Origin of the sequence: Dyadobacter endophyticus (assembly GCF_014641595.1) — a bacterium.
GTDB lineage: Bacteria > Bacteroidota > Bacteroidia > Cytophagales > Spirosomataceae > Dyadobacter > Dyadobacter endophyticus.
Genome location: NZ_BMIA01000005.1, coordinates 1 through 18,832, shown reverse-complemented (window position 1 = coordinate 18,832; position 18,832 = coordinate 1). Strand labels below are relative to the sequence as shown.

Here is an 18,832-nt window from a genome sequence, read left to right as displayed (position 1 = left end):
TATTTAGGTTATATTATCCGATTACGCTTCCCAATTCCTTGGCGGCGGCCATACTAATGCCTTTGTAGAACATAAATTCGGTCATGACGGCATGTTGCTCCTCTTCCGTCTTCGCATGCACCGCCTGTTGCAGGCATACCTTCATTTTCTCTTCGATGAATGCCTTTTTCAGTCTTAGAATATTGTTAAATGCCGTTCTATCTAGTACGTCTGTCTCAAAAGGCACGTAGATCTCGTATTTTTCCTTCCAAAGTTCACTGAGCTCGTGTTTCTGTGTTAGCCATTCGATGGTGAGGTTCCTGATCTCCGCCTCGTGGTGTTGCAGGAAATAGTCGGTGGTGAGTACATGGTTTCTATTAAAATTCTCGCGGAATAAAGTCAGCAAATGACTGTACACCGGATCTTTCAACTCGATTCCTTCAATTTGTCCAAGCACATACTGGCATACAGTGATGGTCGGTTCGAGCTCACGTGCGCCGTGTACGACGAGCAGGCGCACGAACGCTTCTTCCTGATAATGCAGTTTGGTGCGCTGAAATGCTTCAACTTCTTCGGCAACGAACGGAATGGCATCCGGCTCACCGGCAAATGGCCCGAAGCCATCGCTGAACAACGCGTCCAGGTCATCCGGGCCTTCCGGTTGATGAAACTCCTGGCGGGGACCTTCCGGTGTTGCATTACTTTGCCGGGGTTGACGTTCTGTTGGTTTGGCGGTGTGCTGTTTCCGAAGCAGTTTGTTTCCCTCGGTGATCAGCATCTGCTCGTCCACCCGCAACATTTCCGATGTGCGGTGAAAAAATACCTGCCTTTTGATCGCGTCCGGTATTTTGACAATGCTATTGACGACCTCCTGGATCACCGCGGCCAACCGGAAAGGGTCATTTCCCGCATCCTGCAACAGGATTTCAGTTTTGAAAGTGATAAAATCTTTCGAAGCCTTTTTCAGGTGTGCTTTAAATGCTTCCGCACCAACCCTGCGTACATAGCTGTCGGGGTCCTCGTTATCCGGGAAAAGGACGACATTCACATTCAGCCCTTCTTCCAAAACAAGGTCCAAACCGCGCAGTGCCGCTTTGATACCCGCCATATCGCCATCGTAAAGAATGGTAATATTGGGTGTGAAACGGCCGATCAGCCGTATTTGCTCCACCGTTAGCGATGTTCCCGACGACGCAACGACATTCTCGATCCCGGCCTGATGCAGCGAAATAACATCCGTGTAGCCTTCCACCAGATAGCAATGTTCCAGGCTGCGGATGGCGTTTTTAGCCTGGAAAATACCATAAAGGACTTCACTTTTATGGTAAACTTCGGTTTCGGGCGAATTGAGGTATTTGGGCTGATTTTTATCAGTCTTTAATATCCGCGCACCAAAAGCGATCGTTTTCCCGGCAATATTGTGAATCGGGAAGATGACCCGGCCCCGGAAACGGTCGTAGCCTGCGGTTTGGCTGCCCTCCTTATGAATGAGCAGGCCCGCTTTTTCCAGAATTTCGGCGGAATAGCCCTTTTCGAGTGCTTCTTTTGAAAACGAATCCCAATTATCCAGACTGTAACCCAACTCGAACTTCTTGCGGATTTCGTTTGTAAAGCCACGTTCGCGGAAATAGCTCAGACCTATCGCCTGGCCTTCCTCGCTGTTGTGGAGCTGGTGCTGGTAGAAATTTTTGGCATAATTGAGGATGATGTACAAACTTTCCCGCGCATTCTGCCGGATCGTCTCTTCATCTGTCAGCTCTTCTTCCTCAATTTCAATATTGTATTTGCCTGCCAGATACCGCAAAGCCTCGCCATAGCCAATCCCGTCGATATCCATCACAAACTTGATGGAATCACCCGCAGCCCCGCAACCGAAGCATTTATAGATTTGTCTTACGGGGTTGACGTTGAACGAAGGCGTTTTTTCGTTGTGAAACGGGCAGCAAGCCGAATAGTTGGCTCCTTTTTTCTTTAAGGACACAAAATCCCCTACAACCTCCACAATATCTGCGGCGTGTTTGATCCTCTCTACGGTTTCGGGGTTAATGCGCATAATTTTCTAATGTTTCAGTTCACGTGGTCGCGCAGCTTCACCGGATTTTTTGTCTTTTTATCCAGTTTCATGTTCAGCAGTTCCACCAGGAAAGAGAATGCCATCGCGAAATACGCATAGCCTTTCGGGATTTCATAGTGAAATGCTTCTGCTACGAGCAGCGTGCCAATCATCAACAAAAATGACAGCGCTAAAATTTTGATAGAAGGGTGATTATTTACAAAATCCCCGATTTTACCCGCAAATGCGATCATTATAAACGTGGACGCTATGACAGCTATGATCATGATCGGTACTTCTTTTACCAGACCGACGGCCGTAAGCACGGAGTCGAACGAGAAAATGATGTTCAGCAATGCGATCTGTACCAATGCGCTGCCGAATGTCAACGTTTTTTTGCCTGAAATGTCACCTGACGGGAGTTCTTCGGCCTCGCCTTCCAGTTTGTGGTGAATTTCTTTAGTGGTGCTGTAAAGCAGGAAGAGTCCGCCGCCGAGCAGAATGAGATCGCGGCCGCTGAAACCGTGGCCAAATAGGGTCAGAACATCTTCTTTAAGGCCGATCACCCACGAAATAGCAAAGAGGAGCGCGATTCGTAGCACCAGCGCGATGAGCAAGCCATTGTTTTGCGCTTTTTTCCTTTGATTAACAGGCAGTTTCCCGGAAACAATTGTGATGAAGATTACGTTGTCAATTCCAAGGACGACTTCCAGTAAGGTCAATGTAAGCAAACTGATAAGTGCGTCGGTGGTGAAAAGTGATTCCATGAATGAGTTGGTGAGCGTTAGTTGCACGAAAGTAATCAGGCAGAGTAGTTTGAGCAATAATTACGCCAATTTTCCGTAAATTTGAATAACAGCGCAATTCGATAAAAAGAATTTAGGGAAATGTCCACTATTTTCTGATTAGAATTTAGAAATTCGCATCCTAAAGTTTTTTTCTGATCACTTTAGTTTGTTATTTTGCGGTATTGAAATTCGATCTGAAATTTTATCCAAGCGATATAATAGATATTAAAAATATAGTGTGTGTATAGTGTGAAACAGGGCATGGAAATTTTTCTATGCCTTTGTTTTTATAGGCTGATTATTAAATGATTAGCTATGCAGTCAAGCAATCTCCTGGTATAGTTTGATCAGTTCGCCCACCGCATCATATGTCGTGCCCGGCAGGGTGATCAATCGCCGCGCCTCTTCCAGTTTTTCCTTTAAATCAGCTTTCGAAAAATCCTGAAAAACGCTGCAAAATGGCGGCCGTTCCACGGCTGCGGAAGCCAGGACGGGGATTCCAAGCTCCCGTGCTTCGTGGATCGACAATGACCCACCATCGGTAGTAGTATTTCGGATGAATGCGTCGGAAAGTAAAAGAATACTTTTGAAATCGTGTAGCTGACTGATAAAAAGCAGGTTATTAGGAATGTGCCGTGTGTGCTTTTCGATGTACAACCGGTAGTTACAGGATGGGTCGGAGACCAAAAGTTGATACTCCGGATAATCGGCGAACCGGGCGATCATCTCTGAAATCCCATAAGTTTCCTGACCATTCTTGTCAAATGTCACATTCCACGCATTTGTGCAGAATGTCGCCTGGTAATCATTGCGGCGCGATGCTATTGCCGCCTGTAACCGGGCCGGGAGGGGAAGTATGTCCGCGTCGGGGATATAGGTTGAGATCTGGCGGGCGCGTGCGTTGCAGTTGAACGCTTGCAGCAGGCTCGCCCGCTCCTGCACAATGGGTACGTGCGCGAGGTATGCGGATAACTTTACGACCCAGTTCACTAACGCGCCATACCTGCCCCAACGTCCGTGATAAGTAATGATGAGTTTCTTAAATGTAAGCCGGCAGAAAGCGGCAAACAGGGCTTGCGTACCCGGGTTTGAAAAGTGGATATGAATGGTGCGGTGGGTAGCTATCTTAAAAAGAATGCTGGCCAGAGAAGCTTTTCCAGGATCGCAAAAATCGAAGGGGAACCCGGTTCGTCGCAGATTTTGCGTCAGCCTCCTCACATGCTCTGTCACTCCGCCGATCGGTGGTGGTATTTGTCCGATAATCAGCAGTTTAGCCATGATAGAGCGACGGGGAACTCTCACAAATGGTTTTTGAATAATGATACATGCAGAGTAGCAGGAGCGGTGCGATGCAATTGATCGTGAGACTTTTGGCCGGAATGATCACCCAAACGGACCCTACCGAATGCACAAATAGCAGGTACGCACACAATGCAGTGGGCAGAAGCCGGTATTGGCGTCCTGATACCTTCGTTTTCAACAAACAATATCCAAGTCCCAGGAAGAGTGCGTACAGATACAGCATTCCGACAAGCCCCTGCTCCGCGAGAATGGTAAAAAACATCGAGTGTGCCTCGCGATAGCCTGGGCCCAGCAGCTCAAAACTTCCTGTGCCATGGCCGTAAAGCGGACTTTCGAGAAACAGTTTGTACGCAAACCTGCGAATTTCTGCCCGCCCGCTGGCTTCCTGTAATTTTTGGAGGGCCGGCCCGGCTGCCTGGAAATCGGCGAAACGGAGTTGCCAGGAGTAGGCGAGCTCCGTATTGATGAGTTGGAGGAGGTCTTTGAAAGCCGCGCTGAGCAGAATGCCGATCGAACTAAACCATACGACTTGTTTTAAGTTGCTTATAATCAATAATGTAGAAAATAAGTAAGGTAATACAATAAAGACCGCACCGCGCGAAAAGGACAGCAACACCACGACAGCGAAAAGTAGTACCAGTAAAAGTGTCAATAGAAATGTATGTCTTGAACGCCCGGCATATCGCAATGCAAATGGCCAAAGGAGAATAAAGTAAGCCATTGTCACATTGGTGTCCGAAATATTTCGGGTTACCAGCAGGTTGCTGGCACCTTTGTATTGCGCTCCCAAGAAGACGAGCCCGAATGTTCCAAACGCAAGCAGAATGAACAGAAGGCAGAGGGATCGCTCTAAATCCGTTGAGAATGAGGGACGTTCAGAACACAGGCTTAAATAGCAAAAATACAAGGGAAGGGTGATGACTACCAAAACGAATGCCCCGGTAATGATTCCCGGCAGATTGGGCGAGATGATGATGGACAGAAAGTTAAGAGCTATCCATGATGCAGCTACACCTTTTTGTGTGGCGGTAAGACTCGTTTTAAAACGAATCAGCGCAGATACAATGTGGAGATCGACAATTATAAAGGGTAGCAGCCGCCATGGAGAATTAGCGCCGGGCGGGAAATCGTACTTTTGAAGGAGGTGTAGAAATTGGGTCAGAATAGGGATACTGAGTACGTAAAAGAGTTTGTGCTCGGACGGAACAACCAGCGTAAGCACACAATAGACATAGAAACCGAAAACGAGCACAGTTTGAACGGTACTTTCGCCGAAAATGAGCAACGAGCTGAACACGATCGTAGCGAACCACACCACGCTGACACACAATGCAGCCATGCTGCCTGCCGCAAGGATCAGCCTAACCATTCCCTGATATATTGAGCGGACAACAGGGCGGAATCGGGCGAATATTGATTAGTGAAACACTTTACCGCTTTCCCGAGGTCAGTTGTCACGTGGCGACCGCCTAATATTTCATCCAGTTTTCCGAACAGCTCCCGGCGATCATAAACAATGTATTTCCTGTGGATTTTGTGAAGCGGTAACTGATGAGAATAGTCATAGAACCGCCTCACCGATCCGGCATAGTCCACACCCGGATGGGCATCGTAGGCAATGCTGATACATGGTTTGTTGCAGGCAGCGGCATCCAGGAACATTGTAGAAGCGACTTGTACGCAAACAGTGCAAGTCGTTAGCTGGAAATGTAATATTTCAAGAAAATCGGCGGGTGGCACCTTGCCTGTATTTTCACCGAAAGATTGAAAAACACGCAGATTTTTGACCGAACCGAAATGGTCGTATCGCCGAGGGTCATCTCGGGGGTGACACCTTACGAGGATCAGGACATCGGGCCGGGTTTGCGCATATTCTAAAAGGTCTTCAATGACATAATTTTGGCACGAGTGGTGTTTGACAGCGCCTGTCGGAAACAGGATAATGCGGGTATTCGCGTCGGTTCCGGGCACTCCGGCCGGGTTGGAACTTTCGTCGGCCGGGTTCCTGAAATATATATCGAACCTCGGAATGCCGGCAATGCGAATCGCAGCAAGTTCTCCGAACATTGCATAAAACCGCTGGTACTCGAGCGCCATAGATGGATTCCAAACCAGCACCAGATCGGGCCTCGCATTCATCAATCCTTTTGAAGTAAAATTGTCCCAGCTGATGATGATTGAAATATTCGGTATTCCATGTATTTGAAGCGAATTAACGATTGCGTTCTCACGCAAATCGAATGGGGAAGTCGAGACCACCGCGAGAAAGTTGTGAGCTGCAAGCGGCACGTAGAGATCTGACAGCGTTGTGCGACGGATCAGCCAGTTTCTGATAAAAACCATCACCGAGGTACTCAGAAGGATGAGCGTAAGGCTTTTTTGTGATATCGAGAAAAGCCAATGAAAGACGCGGCCCCGTTCCATGACTTTAATGCGGATAGTTTCCAGGCCGAAGCAATAGCCGAAAAGTAGCGTCTCTACCGCTCTCAGCCATTTCTCAAACGTTGAAACTGAGGGTACCGGCGTTTTTAACAACTGCATGTTCAGTTGGAAATGTTTGTTGAAATGATCAACATCTGCTACCGTCAGCAGATCGGACATGACCGAGATCCTGTAACATTTCCCAAGCTGGCCCATGAGGCCGGAATGAATGGTGTTGAGCACCGCGAATGGATTGGTAATTAATACGAGAATATGTTTTTGGTCTGATCTTTCCATTGATTAAAGAGTGTTTCTGCCCGCATCCAATCGGCAGGCGTGTCTATATTGATCTCAAACGGGTTATCGTTCAACCACCCGGCTATCTTCCCTCCGGTGATCTCGCCTGCGCGGATCAGTGAGGTGCGTGCGATGTAAATCTCTCCGTCCCGATGGTACGTAGCAGTCAGGTCCTGTCGCCGTGTAGGTCGATTTACATCCGGTACCACATGCTGTAATTTGTCGTTTTGCAGGGTATAAGACCAGAAAGGGTTATGCGGATCGGGAATCCTTCGCATGGTCATCAGACTGTCGGCCTTTTGCTGGACGACGTGACGGATGGTTTCGTCGATCATGCCAGGTTTGCGAAACGGGCAGGTAGGTTGGAGTAGCAGCACATATTCAAAGCGATAGAGATTGCGTTCGGCACTATTTAGTGCGTGTATGACCACTTCGATCATTGGCGTATGATCCGTCGCGATATGCGCGGGACGCACAAACGGTGCCGTTATTCTGTCAAAACAGTTCACAAAGGCGGCGATTTCGGGGCAGTCCGTGGAAACGAGAATGGTATCCAGCAGCTCCGACTGCCGGGCCGACTCGATGGTGTATTGTATGAGCGGCATTCCGCCAAGCAGTTTCATGTTTTTACCAGGAACTCCTTTCGACCCCTTTCGTGCAGGAATGAGGCCCAGGATTTTTGGAAATAGCGCTGTCATGCCGGGAGAAGGTGTTTTTTGAGAATCAATGGAACAGTCGCAAGTTGCTCGGCGATTCGTTCCCCGGCGTCACCACGCCCGTATAGCGTTACCTGCTGGTAATGTCCATGGGCGAGCTGGTGTTGGACGGCGGATGCAATTGCCTCAGTGTTCGGAAGGCAATCCAACACGTTCGGGCCTCGCTCCCGGCCGCGTTGCCTGCTTCCGATGTTCACTGCCGGAACGCCCAGCGCACTGCATTCGCGTATCCCTACGCTGGAATTGCCGACAAAGGCTGCACAATTCTTGAGCAGCTGAATGAAGTGACTCGATTCCATATTCTTGAAAAAATGGAAGGGGAGATCCGGATGTTGCTCCCGGAAAGCACGAATGCCCTGGGCGGTGCCGGCCGTTCCGGAATCGGCATTGGGCCAGAACCAAATGCCGGGCATATTCAGGGCAGCAATGGCATGCAGGGTGTTGCCAATCTGCCATTTAGAATGTCCTGTTTCGGTCGTTACCGGGTGCTGCAATATCACCAGGTAGGGTGCGTTCAAGTCGGGCTGCGTGCCCACACCTCCGTAACTTTCGTAAGGGTTGAAATAGAAATCCTTGTGCCGGTACACCAAATCGATGGAGGGACACCCGGTGCAATGGACTTTCTGTCGCGAAAGGCCCATCCGCACTAATCTGTCCCGTGCGTTTTCGGTAGCTACAAAATGCAGGTCAGCAAGTTGCGAAATGCTGTTTCGGATACGGTCGTCGATATTGCCGGTGGTCTCTCCGCCCTGGACGTGAGCGAGTGGAATGTTCATATTCACCGCGGCAATGGCCGTCGCGATGGTTTCGTACCGGTCGGCAACGGTGACTACTAAATCAGGTCGACGGTTCGCGAAAAAAGTAGCAAGTTCGATCACCGCAAGACCGGTTGTTTTGGCTGAGGCAGTAGTGTTTTCGACGTCTAGCAGATTTGGGATGATAGCGGAAACAGGCAAGTTTTGAGCTTCCAGGTGTGGAATGATATTTCCGAACCTTTCGACCAGTGCGCTGCCAGTTACGACAATCTGTAATGTGAGCCGTGGATGAGCCTGGATGGCCGTCAGCACGGTTTTGATCCGGCTGTAACTGGCCCGGGCAGTGATTACAACGCAGATTTTACGCATGGCTAAGGTGGTTTTCAGTGAGAAAATCCCATTGAGCAATATCTCTTGTCAAGCTCTTCCCCAGCACTTCCTGGTACCGCGCCGCCGGTACGCCAAAACCGGCCGGTTTTTTAGTTTCGAGATCGGCGCATTGGATCTGCTCGCCTTTCCGCAGATCGCGGTTAACGGCTAGTGATTTACCGAAGAGACTTTTTAGTCGCGAAAAAGCCGCATTTGCATCTTTGTCAACAGGGAAATTGAGCGCCGTTTCGATCCTGCGAACGCCGGTGATTAATGTATTCGCCTGCCGAAGGGTTAACGATGCGGAGGCGTCGGGGTTGCTCATCCTTTTGTCGAAAGTAATATGGAATTCCAGGATACGAGCGCCGAGAGATGCCGCTGCGAGGCAAGCGAAAATGTCGCCCGAGTGATCCGAAAGGCCAACCGGGACCTGGTAACGCTGGCTCATTTCATACAAAACATTCAGTCCCCATTGATGCGGTTTGGCAGGATAGGCGGTCGTGCATTGGAGTACGGAAACGGTCTGCCCCCGGGATTGGAGGAGGAAAACAGCCCGATCGAGTTCGGCCCAGGAGCTCATTCCCGACGATAGTAGAACCGGTTTCCCAGTGTCTGATATCTTGTCGAGCATGGGCAGGTTGTCCACTTCGCCGGACCCGATTTTAAATGCGGACACCCCGATTTCGTTGAGCAAATCGACTGCCGCCAGTGAAAATGGACTGGCAAGAAAGTCCAGCCCGGCTTTTTCGCAATGTTTTTTAAGCCCGCTCCATTCCTGTGCGGAAAACTCCATGCCTTTCCAGTACTCAAAGCGAGAACCATTCTGATAGGGTATTTTGACCCGGAAATCCTCGTAAATACTGCTTTCGGCATCGGCGATATGGACCTGAAACTTCGCAGCGTTGGCTCCTGCGTGTGCAAGCGCATCTACGTATGCATGCGCAAGACCAATGCTCCCCTCGTGGGCCTGCCCAATTTCCCCGATCATATAAATCTGCTGCTTCATAGGTGTGTTTGTTTATTGGTTAAATGAATATCAATAGTAGTTGTATTGGTACCGGTGTAAGTCTCGGGTGCCGTTGAGAACAACATATAAATCAGGTAGTTGTCGTTGCTCACACGCTTTCTGCATATTGGCGAGTTGGTGAATGAAAGTGAAATGCTGCCGGACGATAAACAAGGTCATGTCGGCATGTTGCCCCAGAAGGCGTGCATCGGCCACGAGACCGACGGGCGGGCTATCTAGCAGCACATAATCGTATTCTTTTTTAAGTGTGGAAATAAGCGCGGCCACTTTCGGCGAGAGCATCAATTCCCCTGAGCCCGGATGTAGTGCGCCGGCGGCGAGAAAATCAAAGGGATGCTCCGTACCACACCGTTGAACAAGCGGCTCGTTTCCAAGGGTAATGCATTCTGTAACGCCTTCGGGCCGTAGATCAAGGAGCTTGGCCAGCGTCGGTTTTCTGAGGTCGAAGTCGATGAGCAGCACCTTCCTGGTCGCAAGCGCGAATGAGCGTGCGAGGTATGTAGCGACGAATGATTTTCCCTCGTTGGCCATCGCGGAAGTGAGGAGTATCACCGTGCTTTGGTGCGCCCCGGTAACAAACTGGATATTTGTTCGCAACGAACGGAACTGTTCCGTCAACAGGCTGCGGTTATCAGCTTTGGTAAACAACGCAGACCGGCTTTGCTGGCCGATTTCTCCGATTATCGTGGTGTCGCATTGCTGTAATATATCCGCCTTCGATGAGATCTTGTTGTTGAAAATCTGCCGGACGTAGAGCATGCCGACCGGTGCCAGAATGCCTCCCAGGAAGGCCACCAGCATGGTAAGCTGGTAATTGGGATAAGCAGGCTCCGGGCTGACTTTAGGCGGATCGATAACTCTTGCATTGGCGATATTTGCCGAGCGGGAGATCGCGGTTTCCATGCGTTTTTTTAGCAAAAACAGATACAACTCCTGTTGAATGCCTTGTTCGCGGGACTGCGACAAAAATGCACGTTGATGTCCGGGCAATTGCGCAATTTCCGCATTGAAGCCCGCACCGTATTCGCGAGTCGCGGCAATGCTCAATGCCAGCTCCCGCTTTTGGTGCTGGATAGCGTCCAGGAGACCACTTCTGAGGGCGGCCATTGCATTATCCAATGTTTTGACCTCGGGATGGTCGGACGTGAGCGACGTGAGGGCCTTTACGCGCGACAACTGCGCCTCATTGTATTTCCCGGCCAAATCGGCAAAGATATCATCTTGAGGGTATAGCGCCGAGGGGATGGCCGTGGCGGGCTTCTCATGTAAATGCGTTTCCAGCAATTGAATGATTTTTAAATGGATCGTCAGCTCCTTTTCTTTCGCCGCATTGATGGCGAGCTTTTGAAGTGCCTGACGACTGTCTTCCGCGAGGTCGATGACTTGGTGGCGCTTACGGAAATGTTCGATGTCTCTTTCAACCCCGGTTAGTTCGGAGGAAACGCGCGTCAGGTTTGCATTGATAAAGTCGATCGTGTTATCCGCTATTTTGTTCTTTTCTTTGATGCTTGCCGCCTGATACCGGGCAATCAGCTGCTTCAAAATAGCTTCGCCTTTCCGCGGCAAGATCTCCCGTATGGAAAGATTGACCAGGCATGCAGTTTTGTTCGGGGCCTGAATGTTCAGAACACGCGCGTAATGGGCGAGGACTGTCTCGCTTCGGGATATTTCGAAGCAATACTGATTCTCGGAGGCGGGTTTAAAATGGGTGGTGTCAATTACTGTAAAGCCATTCGGCAGACTTAATTTTTGGCCAAATATGCCTTTGTATTCGCCATCAGGAGTTTGGAGCGTAAATGAAGTGCCACCTACGCGACCAATGCGGTAGATCCCGGGTTTCGCAGGTCGACGCCCGGGAAACCTGACTTTGTATGGTGTCTTTTCGTAAAGTTCGGCCGTTTTAAGGTGACCCGAAGCGAAGTATTGAGTGGTTAAACTCAGGTCCTCAATCACCTGGCTGAGTAACGTGCGACTTTTGAGTATTTCAATTTCGTTTTCCACGCTGCTGGTAGCGTCAGGAAGCCCGAGTTCTTTCAGCAGTGCGGTTTCACGAAAATCACTTCCTCTCGAATCGTCACGGACTAGAAGAGAGGCCGTAACGTCGTAATATGGCGTTTTGTATCGCAGAAACGCCAACCCCAGGAGCATTGACAGGCAAGGGGAAATGAAAAACCAGTACCATCGGAACCGGATGGCTTTCCAGAGCGGGTTGTCGGCCCAGTCTTGAAATGATGTGAAGTTCGCTATCGGAGGTTTGGGTGCCAGCATTGCCTACACGTTTCAGGTGATAGCATTTAGACGCTGACATGTAATTTTGGTAACGCGACTTCTACAAATTTTTTTTCAAAATATTCTTAGAAAACAAAAAAACCTATCTCAATGCGTTGAAACAGGTTTTTGTAAGAAAAAATATTTTTCAGGAATCGAAATGTACTTTCACTTTTTTGAGTGCCGACGCTACGACCTGGTGCATATCATAGTAGCGGTATTCAGCCAGCCTTCCTCCGAAAATAACGTTCGGTTCATCGGATGCAAGCGCCTTGTATTGATTAAACACGGCGGTATTTTTATCGTCATTCACAGGGTAGTAAGGCTCGGCTCCCTTCACCCATTCCTGCGGGTACTCGTGTGTGATCACGGTTTTCGGCTGGGTGCCAAACTCGAAATGCTTATGCTCAATTATGCGTGTAAAAGGCGTTTCTCCGTCGGTATAGTTCACTACCGCATTTCCCTGATAGTTTTCCTGATCTAGCAACTGGTTGTCGAAGCGCAGGCTGCGGTATTCGAGCTGGCCGAAGCGAAAATCGAAATATTCGTCGATAGGACCGGTATAAACGACTGTTTCAGCGAGGGCAGCAAGTGTTTCTCTTTCTTTGAAGAAATCTATGCCCAGGCGCACGTCTACGTCTTTCAGCAGTGCTTCCGTCAGTTTATTGTAACCTCCGATCGGGATACCCTGGTAGCGGTCGTTGAAGTAATTATTGTCGAATGTGAACCTTACGGGAAGCCGTTTGATAATAAATGCTGGCAGTTCGGTAGCTTTTCTTCCCCACTGTTTCTCGGTGTATGCCTTGATCAGCTTCTCATAAATGTCGGTTCCTACCAGTGAGATAGCCTGTTCTTCGAGGTTTTGCGGATCTTTAATTCCCGCTTCTTCAACCTGCTGGCGGATTTTTTCCTTAGCTTCCTCGGGCGTACGTACCCTCCACAACTGGTAGAAGGTATTCATATTAAAAGGGAGGTTATACAGCTCTCCGTTGTAATTGGCCACGGGGGAGTTGGTATACCTGTTAAATTCTACAAATGAGTTTACGTAATCCCAGATGTCCTTGTCGTTGGTGTGAAATATATGAGCGCCGTATTTATGGACGTTGATACCCTCGACATTTTCGCAATATACATTACCGCCGATATGGTCGCGGCGATCGATTACAAGACATTTCTTTCCGCGTTTGGTCGCCTCATGGGCAAATACCGATCCCCACAAACCCGCACCTACTACCAGATAGTCATATTGTTTCATTAATTCCTGTTGTGTTGTTATGATGTGGCTAATTGACTTCTATAATCAGCGTGTGAATATATTAAAAAGAGAAAGGCTCCCGACGGGAGCCTTTCTCTTTAAGTCGTTTCTTCAATTATTAAGGAAGAAGTTTCAATTCTACGCGACGGTTTCTCTGCAAACCTGGGCGGGTTGCGCTGTCGGCGATAGGCTTGAACGATCCGAAGTAGTCGACGATCACTTTGCTTGGGTCTTGCAGACCAGCTTCGTTGACCAAGAAGTTTTTCACTGCATCTACGCGGCGTTTCGAAAGCGCGATGTTGTAACGGTCAGATGCACGACGGTCTGTGTGACCAGCCAATTGCAAGCGGCATCCGTTTTTATTCATCAATGCTGCTACGTTTTTCAGCAATTCCTGGAATTCAGGTTTCAATACGTTTTTGTCGGTATCGAATGTTACGTTAGCAAAGATTTCGGAGCATGCTGCACCTGTTGCCAATGCGTTTTTCACGTAAGAATCGAAGTCGAGTACGCGACCGGCACCATCAACAATGCTTCCTGCTGGTGAGTTTGGCTCTTTATCGAAGAAGTCGGATACACCGTCACCGTCGGTATCAAGCAACAAACGTGGGTCGATATCTTTTGGACGGTTTGCTTTTGCAACAGAGTCCATTTCTTCCAGTGTAAGGATTTTCGGTGGTTTAACCAGTACACGCGGATCTGTGTAACGTAGGTGGTAGTAACCGCCTTCGTCTGGTTTGTAATCCCATTTGCCATCCACTTTCGCAACTTTCAAAGGCTTTTTGCCCAATTTGTAAGTTACCTGGATTGCACCGTATCCATAGCTGTCAAGTTCAGAATTTCCTTTGTGAGAAGTTTTCTGATCTTTAATGTTGAAACTATTTGGCGTTCTGTCGTAGTCACCACCGTAAGTAGCGTCCAGGTAGTCAGAGTTGGTGTGAGTCAAACGGAAGTCAACACCGATGTCGATTCTTGGCGTTACTTCGTAGTTCACGTTCAAACCAGTCGGAACGATCCAGTCGTTCATATTCCCGGTTTCACGAAGCTTCACACCGCCTGTCAGGTCATATGCCGTAGCATCGTAAAACACCTGACCGATACCTGCATACGCATCGATCTTCCAGCGCTTCATTTTGTTGGGACCCATCAGGAGTCCTTTCAGGTTAACAGTTCCTGAAAGCGAAACATCGAAGTAATTGCCTTCAAAATAGCGGTTATAATTACGACGTTTCATACCTCTAAGGTTACCCAAAGATGCGTCCAGACGAGCGCCGAACAGGTACGAAAGTTGTTTGTTCAGTGTGAGGCCTCCTTGAAAAGTTCCGGATTCCTTGTGGCTGTCAGAATTTGTCTTGGTAACAGGCCAGAAGTCATATTCTCTTAAATCACCAAAAAAGAGCGTCGGGCCAAAGTGTGCGGAAATTGACCAGGTGTTCAATTTGTAGGGGCCATCGTACGTCGCTTTTGGATTGTAATCCGGAGAATTCGGTTGCACCAGCGGCTGTGCGAATGAAGGCAGCGCCATCATTGCTCCCAAGGCAAACGAACCAATCAACTGGGATACTTTTTTCATACTATTCAAGTTAGCGTTATTAAGATTAACTAGGATTGATCTATATCCAATTTTATGAGTAAAGTTATATATTGTTTTCACGGCTAATCGTAACATTAACCAAATGCCTAGTGCGCACAAAAATAGGTTATCAATATCACTTAATCAACCGCAAGTTGATACAAATGGAAAAGTTTCCTGATATTTAATTCAAATTTTACCCGAAAGAAACCTCCTTTTTTGAACTTTCAAAGCCGTTGATTCAATTTTTTTTCCATTTCGCGCTTCCATGAAGCGAAACTTCCGTCGATAATTTTCTCTCTCGCACTGTTAACCAGCCACAAATAGAATGTCAGGTTATGAATGCTTGCAATCTGCGCGCCGAGCATTTCCCCCGACTTCACCAGGTGCCTCAGATACGCCTTACTGTAAAATGTACTAACGTGCCCTCCAAGGCCCGAGTCTATCGGTGACATATCATCCTTCCACTTTTCGTTGCGGATGTTGATAATCCCCTCGGTTGTAAAAATCATGCCATTGCGTGCATTGCGGGTAGGCATTACGCAATCGAACATATCCACTCCCAGCGAAATGCATTCCAGAATGTTGGCAGGCGTACCCACGCCCATGAGGTAGCGTGGCTTATCCTTCGGCAGGATATCGCAAACCACCTCTGTAAGTTCGTACATGATCTCGGCAGGTTCACCTACCGAAAGACCGCCTATCGCATTGCCTTCGCGCCCTGCGGAGGCAATAAACTCGGCCGATTGCTTGCGGAGGTCTTTGTAAACACTTCCCTGAACGATAGGGAATAACGTCTGACCGTGACCGTACTTCGCTTCGGTGCTGTCGAAGCGGTTGCAACAGCGGGTGAGCCAGCGGTGTGTCATCTCCATCGACTTCCTGGCATACGTAAAATCGCACGGGTAAGGCGTACATTCGTCAAACGCCATTATGATATCGGCGCCGATTGCTCGCTGGATGTCCATGACGTTCTCGGGCGTGAATGTGTGTACGCTACCGTCAATGTGTGACTTAAATACCACACCTTCTTCATTTATCTTACGGCCGGTTCCAGCCAGCGAATACACCTGATAGCCTCCGCTATCGGTAAGTATAGGCCTGTCCCAGCCATTGAATGCATGGAGTCCGCCGGCCTTTTCGAGAATGTCGAGCCCAGGGCGGAGATACAGGTGATAGGTGTTACCTAATATGATTTGTGCTTTGACATCTTCCTTCAATTCGCGCTGGTGGACGGCCTTCACAGTCCCCGCTGTACCCACAGGCATGAAGATAGGCGTTTGGATTACCCCATGATCCGTCTCGACTAATCCGGCCCTTGCTTTAGAATGGGGATCCTCAACTTGTAATGTAAACTTCATTAAAAGGTTTTAAATTGCTGGTGTGCAAAAATAGGGGGAACGTCTCGAACATTCCTGTCAATGACAGTATATTTGCATGAATATGGAAAAATTTTACATCTCTCTTCTATTGTGGCCGATTCTTTACTCTATGCGCTAGGGGCGTTCGTAGCTGTTCAGGTATTCTATTATCTCTTCTTCTTTACACGACTGGCATTTTACGGAAAAGGGGCAAATTATGGCAATGCTATGCCCGGGGTAACCGTATTGGTGTGTGCCTGGAACGAAAGAGAGAACCTGACGGAGCTCATTCCACTGCTGGACGCCCAGGAGTATCCCGAATATGAGGTGATCCTGCTCGACGATCGGTCCGACGACGGGAGTGAAGAATATATCCGCGAGAATATCAACAGCTGGAAGCATATCCGCTACATCCGTATCAACGATCAGTTCAACCACGTCACGCCCAAGAAATACGCATTGACGGTTGGAATGAAGCAGGCTAAATATCCCATCGCGTTGATGACCGATGCCGATTGTCGGCCGGCTTCGAACCACTGGATAACTGCCATGACCTCCCGGGTAACGGAGGACAGGGATATTGTACTGGGATTTTCACCCTATTTTAAACAAAAGGGCCTACTCAACTGGTTTGTTCGCTGCGAAACCTTCTACGCCGCTGTTCAATACCTGTCTTTCACACTGGCTGGAATGACTTACATGGGCGTCGGTCGTAACATATTATATAAGCGCTCTGTATTTTTTGCCAATAAGGGCTTTTATACGCACAAACACGTTTTCGGCGGCGACGACGATATTTTCCTGAATGAAGTAGCGACCAGCTCCAATACGACCATTTCCATCGAGGAAGATTCCTTCGTTTATTCGGTTCCCAAGACCAACTGGAAAGACTGGTTCCGCCAGAAGCGCAGACACATTTCTGTGAGCCGGTATTACAAGCCGCGGAATAAGATATTGCTGGGGATGCTTTCCGCAGCACACATCGGCACCTGGTTTGTCGGGTTAGTGACATTGGCCTGGGGGCTAATCGTGAAGGACATGCTGCTGCTGCAATATCTCGGTATCGTTTTTGGCATACGGTGGGCCATTCAATGGTTTCTCCTTATCATTATTAATATAAAGCTGGACAAAACCGTGGAGTGGTTCAGCTTTTTACTGATGGACTTCGCACTTTTTGTTTATTACCTCGTTTTCGGGTTTTTGACCATGACGAGCAGAAAACCCCGTAAATCATGGAATTGATTGATAAATACTTCCCGGACCTGACCGCTGTCCAGCGCGAAAAGTTCGGACAAATGGGCGAATTGTACGAGTACTGGAATGCTCGCGTGAATGTGATATCGCGCCAGGATATCGACACCCTGTATGAACGCCACATCCTGCATTCGCTGGGCATTGCGAAGGTACAGGAGTTTAAGCCCGGCACCAACTTGCTCGATGTAGGCACCGGCGGTGGCTTTCCCGGCATTCCGCTGGCCATTATGTTCCCTGATGCGCAGTTTCATCTGGTCGATAGCATTGGTAAGAAGATCCGCGTCGTGCAGGAAATTGTGGATGCATTGAAACTCGAGAATGTGCGTGCGGAGCAGGTGCGGGCCGAGAGGCTGGAAGACAGTTATGAATTTGTAGTGAGCCGCGCCGTAACCCGGATGGCGCCGTTTGTGGGCTGGGTCAAAAAGAATATCAGCCGTAACTCGTTCCACGAGCGCAGGAACGGTATTTTATATCTAAAAGGTGGCGACCTCGCCGAAGAGCTCTCCGAGATCAGGGAAAAGGCTCAGATTTATGAGCTTTCGAGCTTTTTCGGGGAAGAATTCTTTGAAACTAAGAAAGTCGTATATGTACCTTTGTAAGCATTCATTTAATAACCTATTCAAAATATGAACGAGCGATTCAGCGCCAGTGGGCTCATGAACCCGTTTTTTCCCGATGAAGTAACTTTCGGAGAAAAAGGCGTGACCTTTAAAGTCAGGAAACTTTTCAAGAGCAACGATAACTTTGTTTTTTATTCCGACATCTCGGGTGTAGAAATCGAGAGTGGCGTATTCTTTTCGACGATCCGGGTCATTCCGCGGATGCGTCCTGAAATTATTATCAACAATTTTACGAAAGGAGATGCCAAGAAAGTCAAGGAGTTAATCCTTGCGAAAGTGCAAGCCTAATAAATTTTTAGAGTTTAGACTTGCGCTGTATAAGTTGAATTACTAGATTTGCACCACAATTCGAGTACAACAACCGGATAATGATTCCCGAATAGCTCAGCCGGTTAGAGCATCTGACTGTTAATCAGAGGGTCGCTGGTTCGAGCCCAGCTTCGGGAGCAACAAATAAAGCGCCTGGCAATTCATTGCTGGGCGCTTTTCTCTTTAGATACAGCGTGAGCTGTAAAAGTCTGTTGAGCCTGGAAGCCGTAAGGTAGGGCAAGTTGAACGGGCGACGAAGTAGGAAAGGCAGGGGCTTAAAAAATTTACAAAATATTTTACCCAACGCTTGCAACTTAAAAATAAGCTCCCTACTTTTGCAACCCCAATCAGGAAACGGTAGCGAAAACGATCGGTACCACTAGTTCTGAGAAGATTCAGAGCAAAGTTCTTTGACATGATGAAGAGAGCAAGAAGATAGGTTCGTTAGAAACATTGGTCGGTTTCTTTGGAGACCAGACTGCAAC

General features: G+C 48.5%; 15 protein-coding genes and 1 tRNA gene. 4 read left to right on the top strand and 12 right to left on the bottom strand.

Features of this window, described 5'->3' with window-relative positions; genetic code table 11:
• Positions 1–13: 13 nt before the first annotated feature.
• The 12 genes from dnaG to tgt form a co-directional block, all read right to left on the bottom strand.
• Positions 14–2,032, bottom strand: coding sequence for a DNA primase (dnaG, locus tag IEY24_RS26955; protein ID WP_188938422.1), 2,019 nt, complete (start codon positions 2,030–2,032; stop codon positions 14–16).
• Positions 2,033–2,046: 14 nt separating this feature from the next.
• On the bottom strand, positions 2,047–2,799 hold the full coding sequence (locus IEY24_RS26950; protein WP_188938421.1) for a TerC family protein: 753 nt from the start codon (positions 2,797–2,799) through the stop codon (positions 2,047–2,049).
• A 342-nt stretch (positions 2,800–3,141) separates the two neighbouring features.
• Positions 3,142–4,098 (bottom strand): glycosyltransferase family protein, encoded by a 957-nt coding sequence (locus tag IEY24_RS26945; protein ID WP_188938420.1) that lies wholly within the window; start codon positions 4,096–4,098, stop codon positions 3,142–3,144.
• Complete coding sequence (locus IEY24_RS26940) at positions 4,091–5,491, bottom strand: O-antigen ligase family protein (protein ID WP_188938419.1); 1,401 nt, start codon at positions 5,489–5,491, stop codon at positions 4,091–4,093. The genes IEY24_RS26945 and IEY24_RS26940 overlap by 8 nt, the downstream gene beginning before the upstream one ends.
• Positions 5,479–6,840, bottom strand: a complete 1,362-nt coding sequence (locus IEY24_RS26935) for a CDP-glycerol glycerophosphotransferase family protein (protein ID WP_188938418.1) — start codon at positions 6,838–6,840, stop codon at positions 5,479–5,481. The genes IEY24_RS26940 and IEY24_RS26935 overlap by 13 nt, the downstream gene beginning before the upstream one ends.
• On the bottom strand, positions 6,804–7,538 hold the full coding sequence (locus IEY24_RS26930; protein ID WP_188938417.1) for an acylneuraminate cytidylyltransferase family protein: 735 nt from the start codon (positions 7,536–7,538) through the stop codon (positions 6,804–6,806). The genes IEY24_RS26935 and IEY24_RS26930 overlap by 37 nt, the downstream gene beginning before the upstream one ends.
• Positions 7,535–8,680: a UDP-N-acetylglucosamine 2-epimerase gene (neuC, locus tag IEY24_RS26925; RefSeq protein ID WP_188938416.1), complete on the bottom strand. Its 1,146-nt coding sequence runs from the start codon at positions 8,678–8,680 to the stop codon at positions 7,535–7,537. Before neuC ends, IEY24_RS26930 begins: the two co-directional genes overlap by 4 nt.
• Positions 8,673–9,686, bottom strand: coding sequence for an N-acetylneuraminate synthase family protein (locus IEY24_RS26920; protein WP_188938415.1), 1,014 nt, complete (start codon positions 9,684–9,686; stop codon positions 8,673–8,675). Before IEY24_RS26920 ends, neuC begins: the two co-directional genes overlap by 8 nt.
• Positions 9,687–9,716: 30 nt before the next feature.
• A complete protein-coding gene (locus IEY24_RS26915; RefSeq protein ID WP_188938414.1) occupies positions 9,717–11,975 on the bottom strand; it encodes a GumC family protein in 2,259 nt (752 codons plus the stop codon).
• A gap of 148 nt (positions 11,976–12,123) precedes the next feature.
• Complete coding sequence (glf, locus tag IEY24_RS26910; RefSeq protein WP_188938413.1) at positions 12,124–13,230, bottom strand: UDP-galactopyranose mutase; 1,107 nt, start codon at positions 13,228–13,230, stop codon at positions 12,124–12,126.
• A gap of 118 nt (positions 13,231–13,348) precedes the next feature.
• Complete coding sequence (locus tag IEY24_RS26905; protein WP_188938412.1) at positions 13,349–14,803, bottom strand: OmpA family protein; 1,455 nt, start codon at positions 14,801–14,803, stop codon at positions 13,349–13,351.
• A 227-nt stretch (positions 14,804–15,030) separates the two neighbouring features.
• Positions 15,031–16,164 carry a tRNA guanosine(34) transglycosylase Tgt gene (gene tgt / locus IEY24_RS26900; RefSeq protein WP_188938411.1) on the bottom strand — a complete coding sequence of 378 codons (1,134 nt, stop codon included), beginning with the start codon at positions 16,162–16,164 and terminating at the stop codon, positions 15,031–15,033.
• A gap of 60 nt (positions 16,165–16,224) precedes the next feature.
• On the opposite strand from tgt, the gene IEY24_RS26895 reads away from it, so the two are divergent.
• From IEY24_RS26895 to IEY24_RS26880, 4 genes are all read left to right on the top strand, one after another.
• Complete coding sequence (locus IEY24_RS26895; RefSeq protein ID WP_229223238.1) at positions 16,225–17,406, top strand: glycosyltransferase; 1,182 nt, start codon at positions 16,225–16,227, stop codon at positions 17,404–17,406.
• Positions 17,397–18,017 (top strand): 16S rRNA (guanine(527)-N(7))-methyltransferase RsmG, encoded by a 621-nt coding sequence (gene rsmG, locus IEY24_RS26890; RefSeq protein ID WP_188938410.1) that lies wholly within the window; start codon positions 17,397–17,399, stop codon positions 18,015–18,017. The genes IEY24_RS26895 and rsmG overlap by 10 nt, the downstream gene beginning before the upstream one ends.
• A gap of 27 nt (positions 18,018–18,044) precedes the next feature.
• The gene (locus IEY24_RS26885; protein ID WP_188938409.1) at positions 18,045–18,326 is read left to right on the top strand and encodes a hypothetical protein; all 282 of its coding nucleotides are present in this window, start codon (positions 18,045–18,047) and stop codon (positions 18,324–18,326) included.
• 85 nt (positions 18,327–18,411) lie between these two features.
• A tRNA-Asn gene (locus IEY24_RS26880) sits at positions 18,412–18,485 on the top strand.
• The last annotated feature ends 347 nt before the right edge of the window (positions 18,486–18,832 follow it).

Excerpts from the sequence above, each read along its gene's own strand:
- dnaG (WP_188938422.1), bottom strand. The coding sequence starts at position 2,032 with ATGCGCATTAACCCCGAAACCGTAGAGAGGATCAAACACGCCGCAGAT.
- IEY24_RS26950 (WP_188938421.1), bottom strand. The coding sequence starts at position 2,799 with ATGGAATCACTTTTCACCACCGACGCACTTATCAGTTTGCTTACATTG.
- IEY24_RS26945 (WP_188938420.1), bottom strand. The coding sequence starts at position 4,098 with ATGGCTAAACTGCTGATTATCGGACAAATACCACCACCGATCGGCGGA.
- IEY24_RS26940 (WP_188938419.1), bottom strand. The coding sequence starts at position 5,491 with ATGGTTAGGCTGATCCTTGCGGCAGGCAGCATGGCTGCATTGTGTGTC.
- IEY24_RS26935 (WP_188938418.1), bottom strand. The coding sequence starts at position 6,840 with ATGGAAAGATCAGACCAAAAACATATTCTCGTATTAATTACCAATCCA.
- IEY24_RS26930 (WP_188938417.1), bottom strand. The coding sequence starts at position 7,538 with ATGACAGCGCTATTTCCAAAAATCCTGGGCCTCATTCCTGCACGAAAG.
- neuC (WP_188938416.1), bottom strand. The coding sequence starts at position 8,680 with ATGCGTAAAATCTGCGTTGTAATCACTGCCCGGGCCAGTTACAGCCGG.
- IEY24_RS26920 (WP_188938415.1), bottom strand. The coding sequence starts at position 9,686 with ATGAAGCAGCAGATTTATATGATCGGGGAAATTGGGCAGGCCCACGAG.
- IEY24_RS26915 (WP_188938414.1), bottom strand. The coding sequence starts at position 11,975 with ATGCTGGCACCCAAACCTCCGATAGCGAACTTCACATCATTTCAAGAC.
- glf (WP_188938413.1), bottom strand. The coding sequence starts at position 13,230 with ATGAAACAATATGACTATCTGGTAGTAGGTGCGGGTTTGTGGGGATCG.
- IEY24_RS26905 (WP_188938412.1), bottom strand. The coding sequence starts at position 14,803 with ATGAAAAAAGTATCCCAGTTGATTGGTTCGTTTGCCTTGGGAGCAATG.
- tgt (WP_188938411.1), bottom strand. The coding sequence starts at position 16,164 with ATGAAGTTTACATTACAAGTTGAGGATCCCCATTCTAAAGCAAGGGCC.
- IEY24_RS26895 (WP_229223238.1), top strand. The coding sequence starts at position 16,225 with ATGACAGTATATTTGCATGAATATGGAAAAATTTTACATCTCTCTTCT.
- rsmG (WP_188938410.1), top strand. The coding sequence starts at position 17,397 with ATGGAATTGATTGATAAATACTTCCCGGACCTGACCGCTGTCCAGCGC.
- IEY24_RS26885 (WP_188938409.1), top strand. The coding sequence starts at position 18,045 with ATGAACGAGCGATTCAGCGCCAGTGGGCTCATGAACCCGTTTTTTCCC.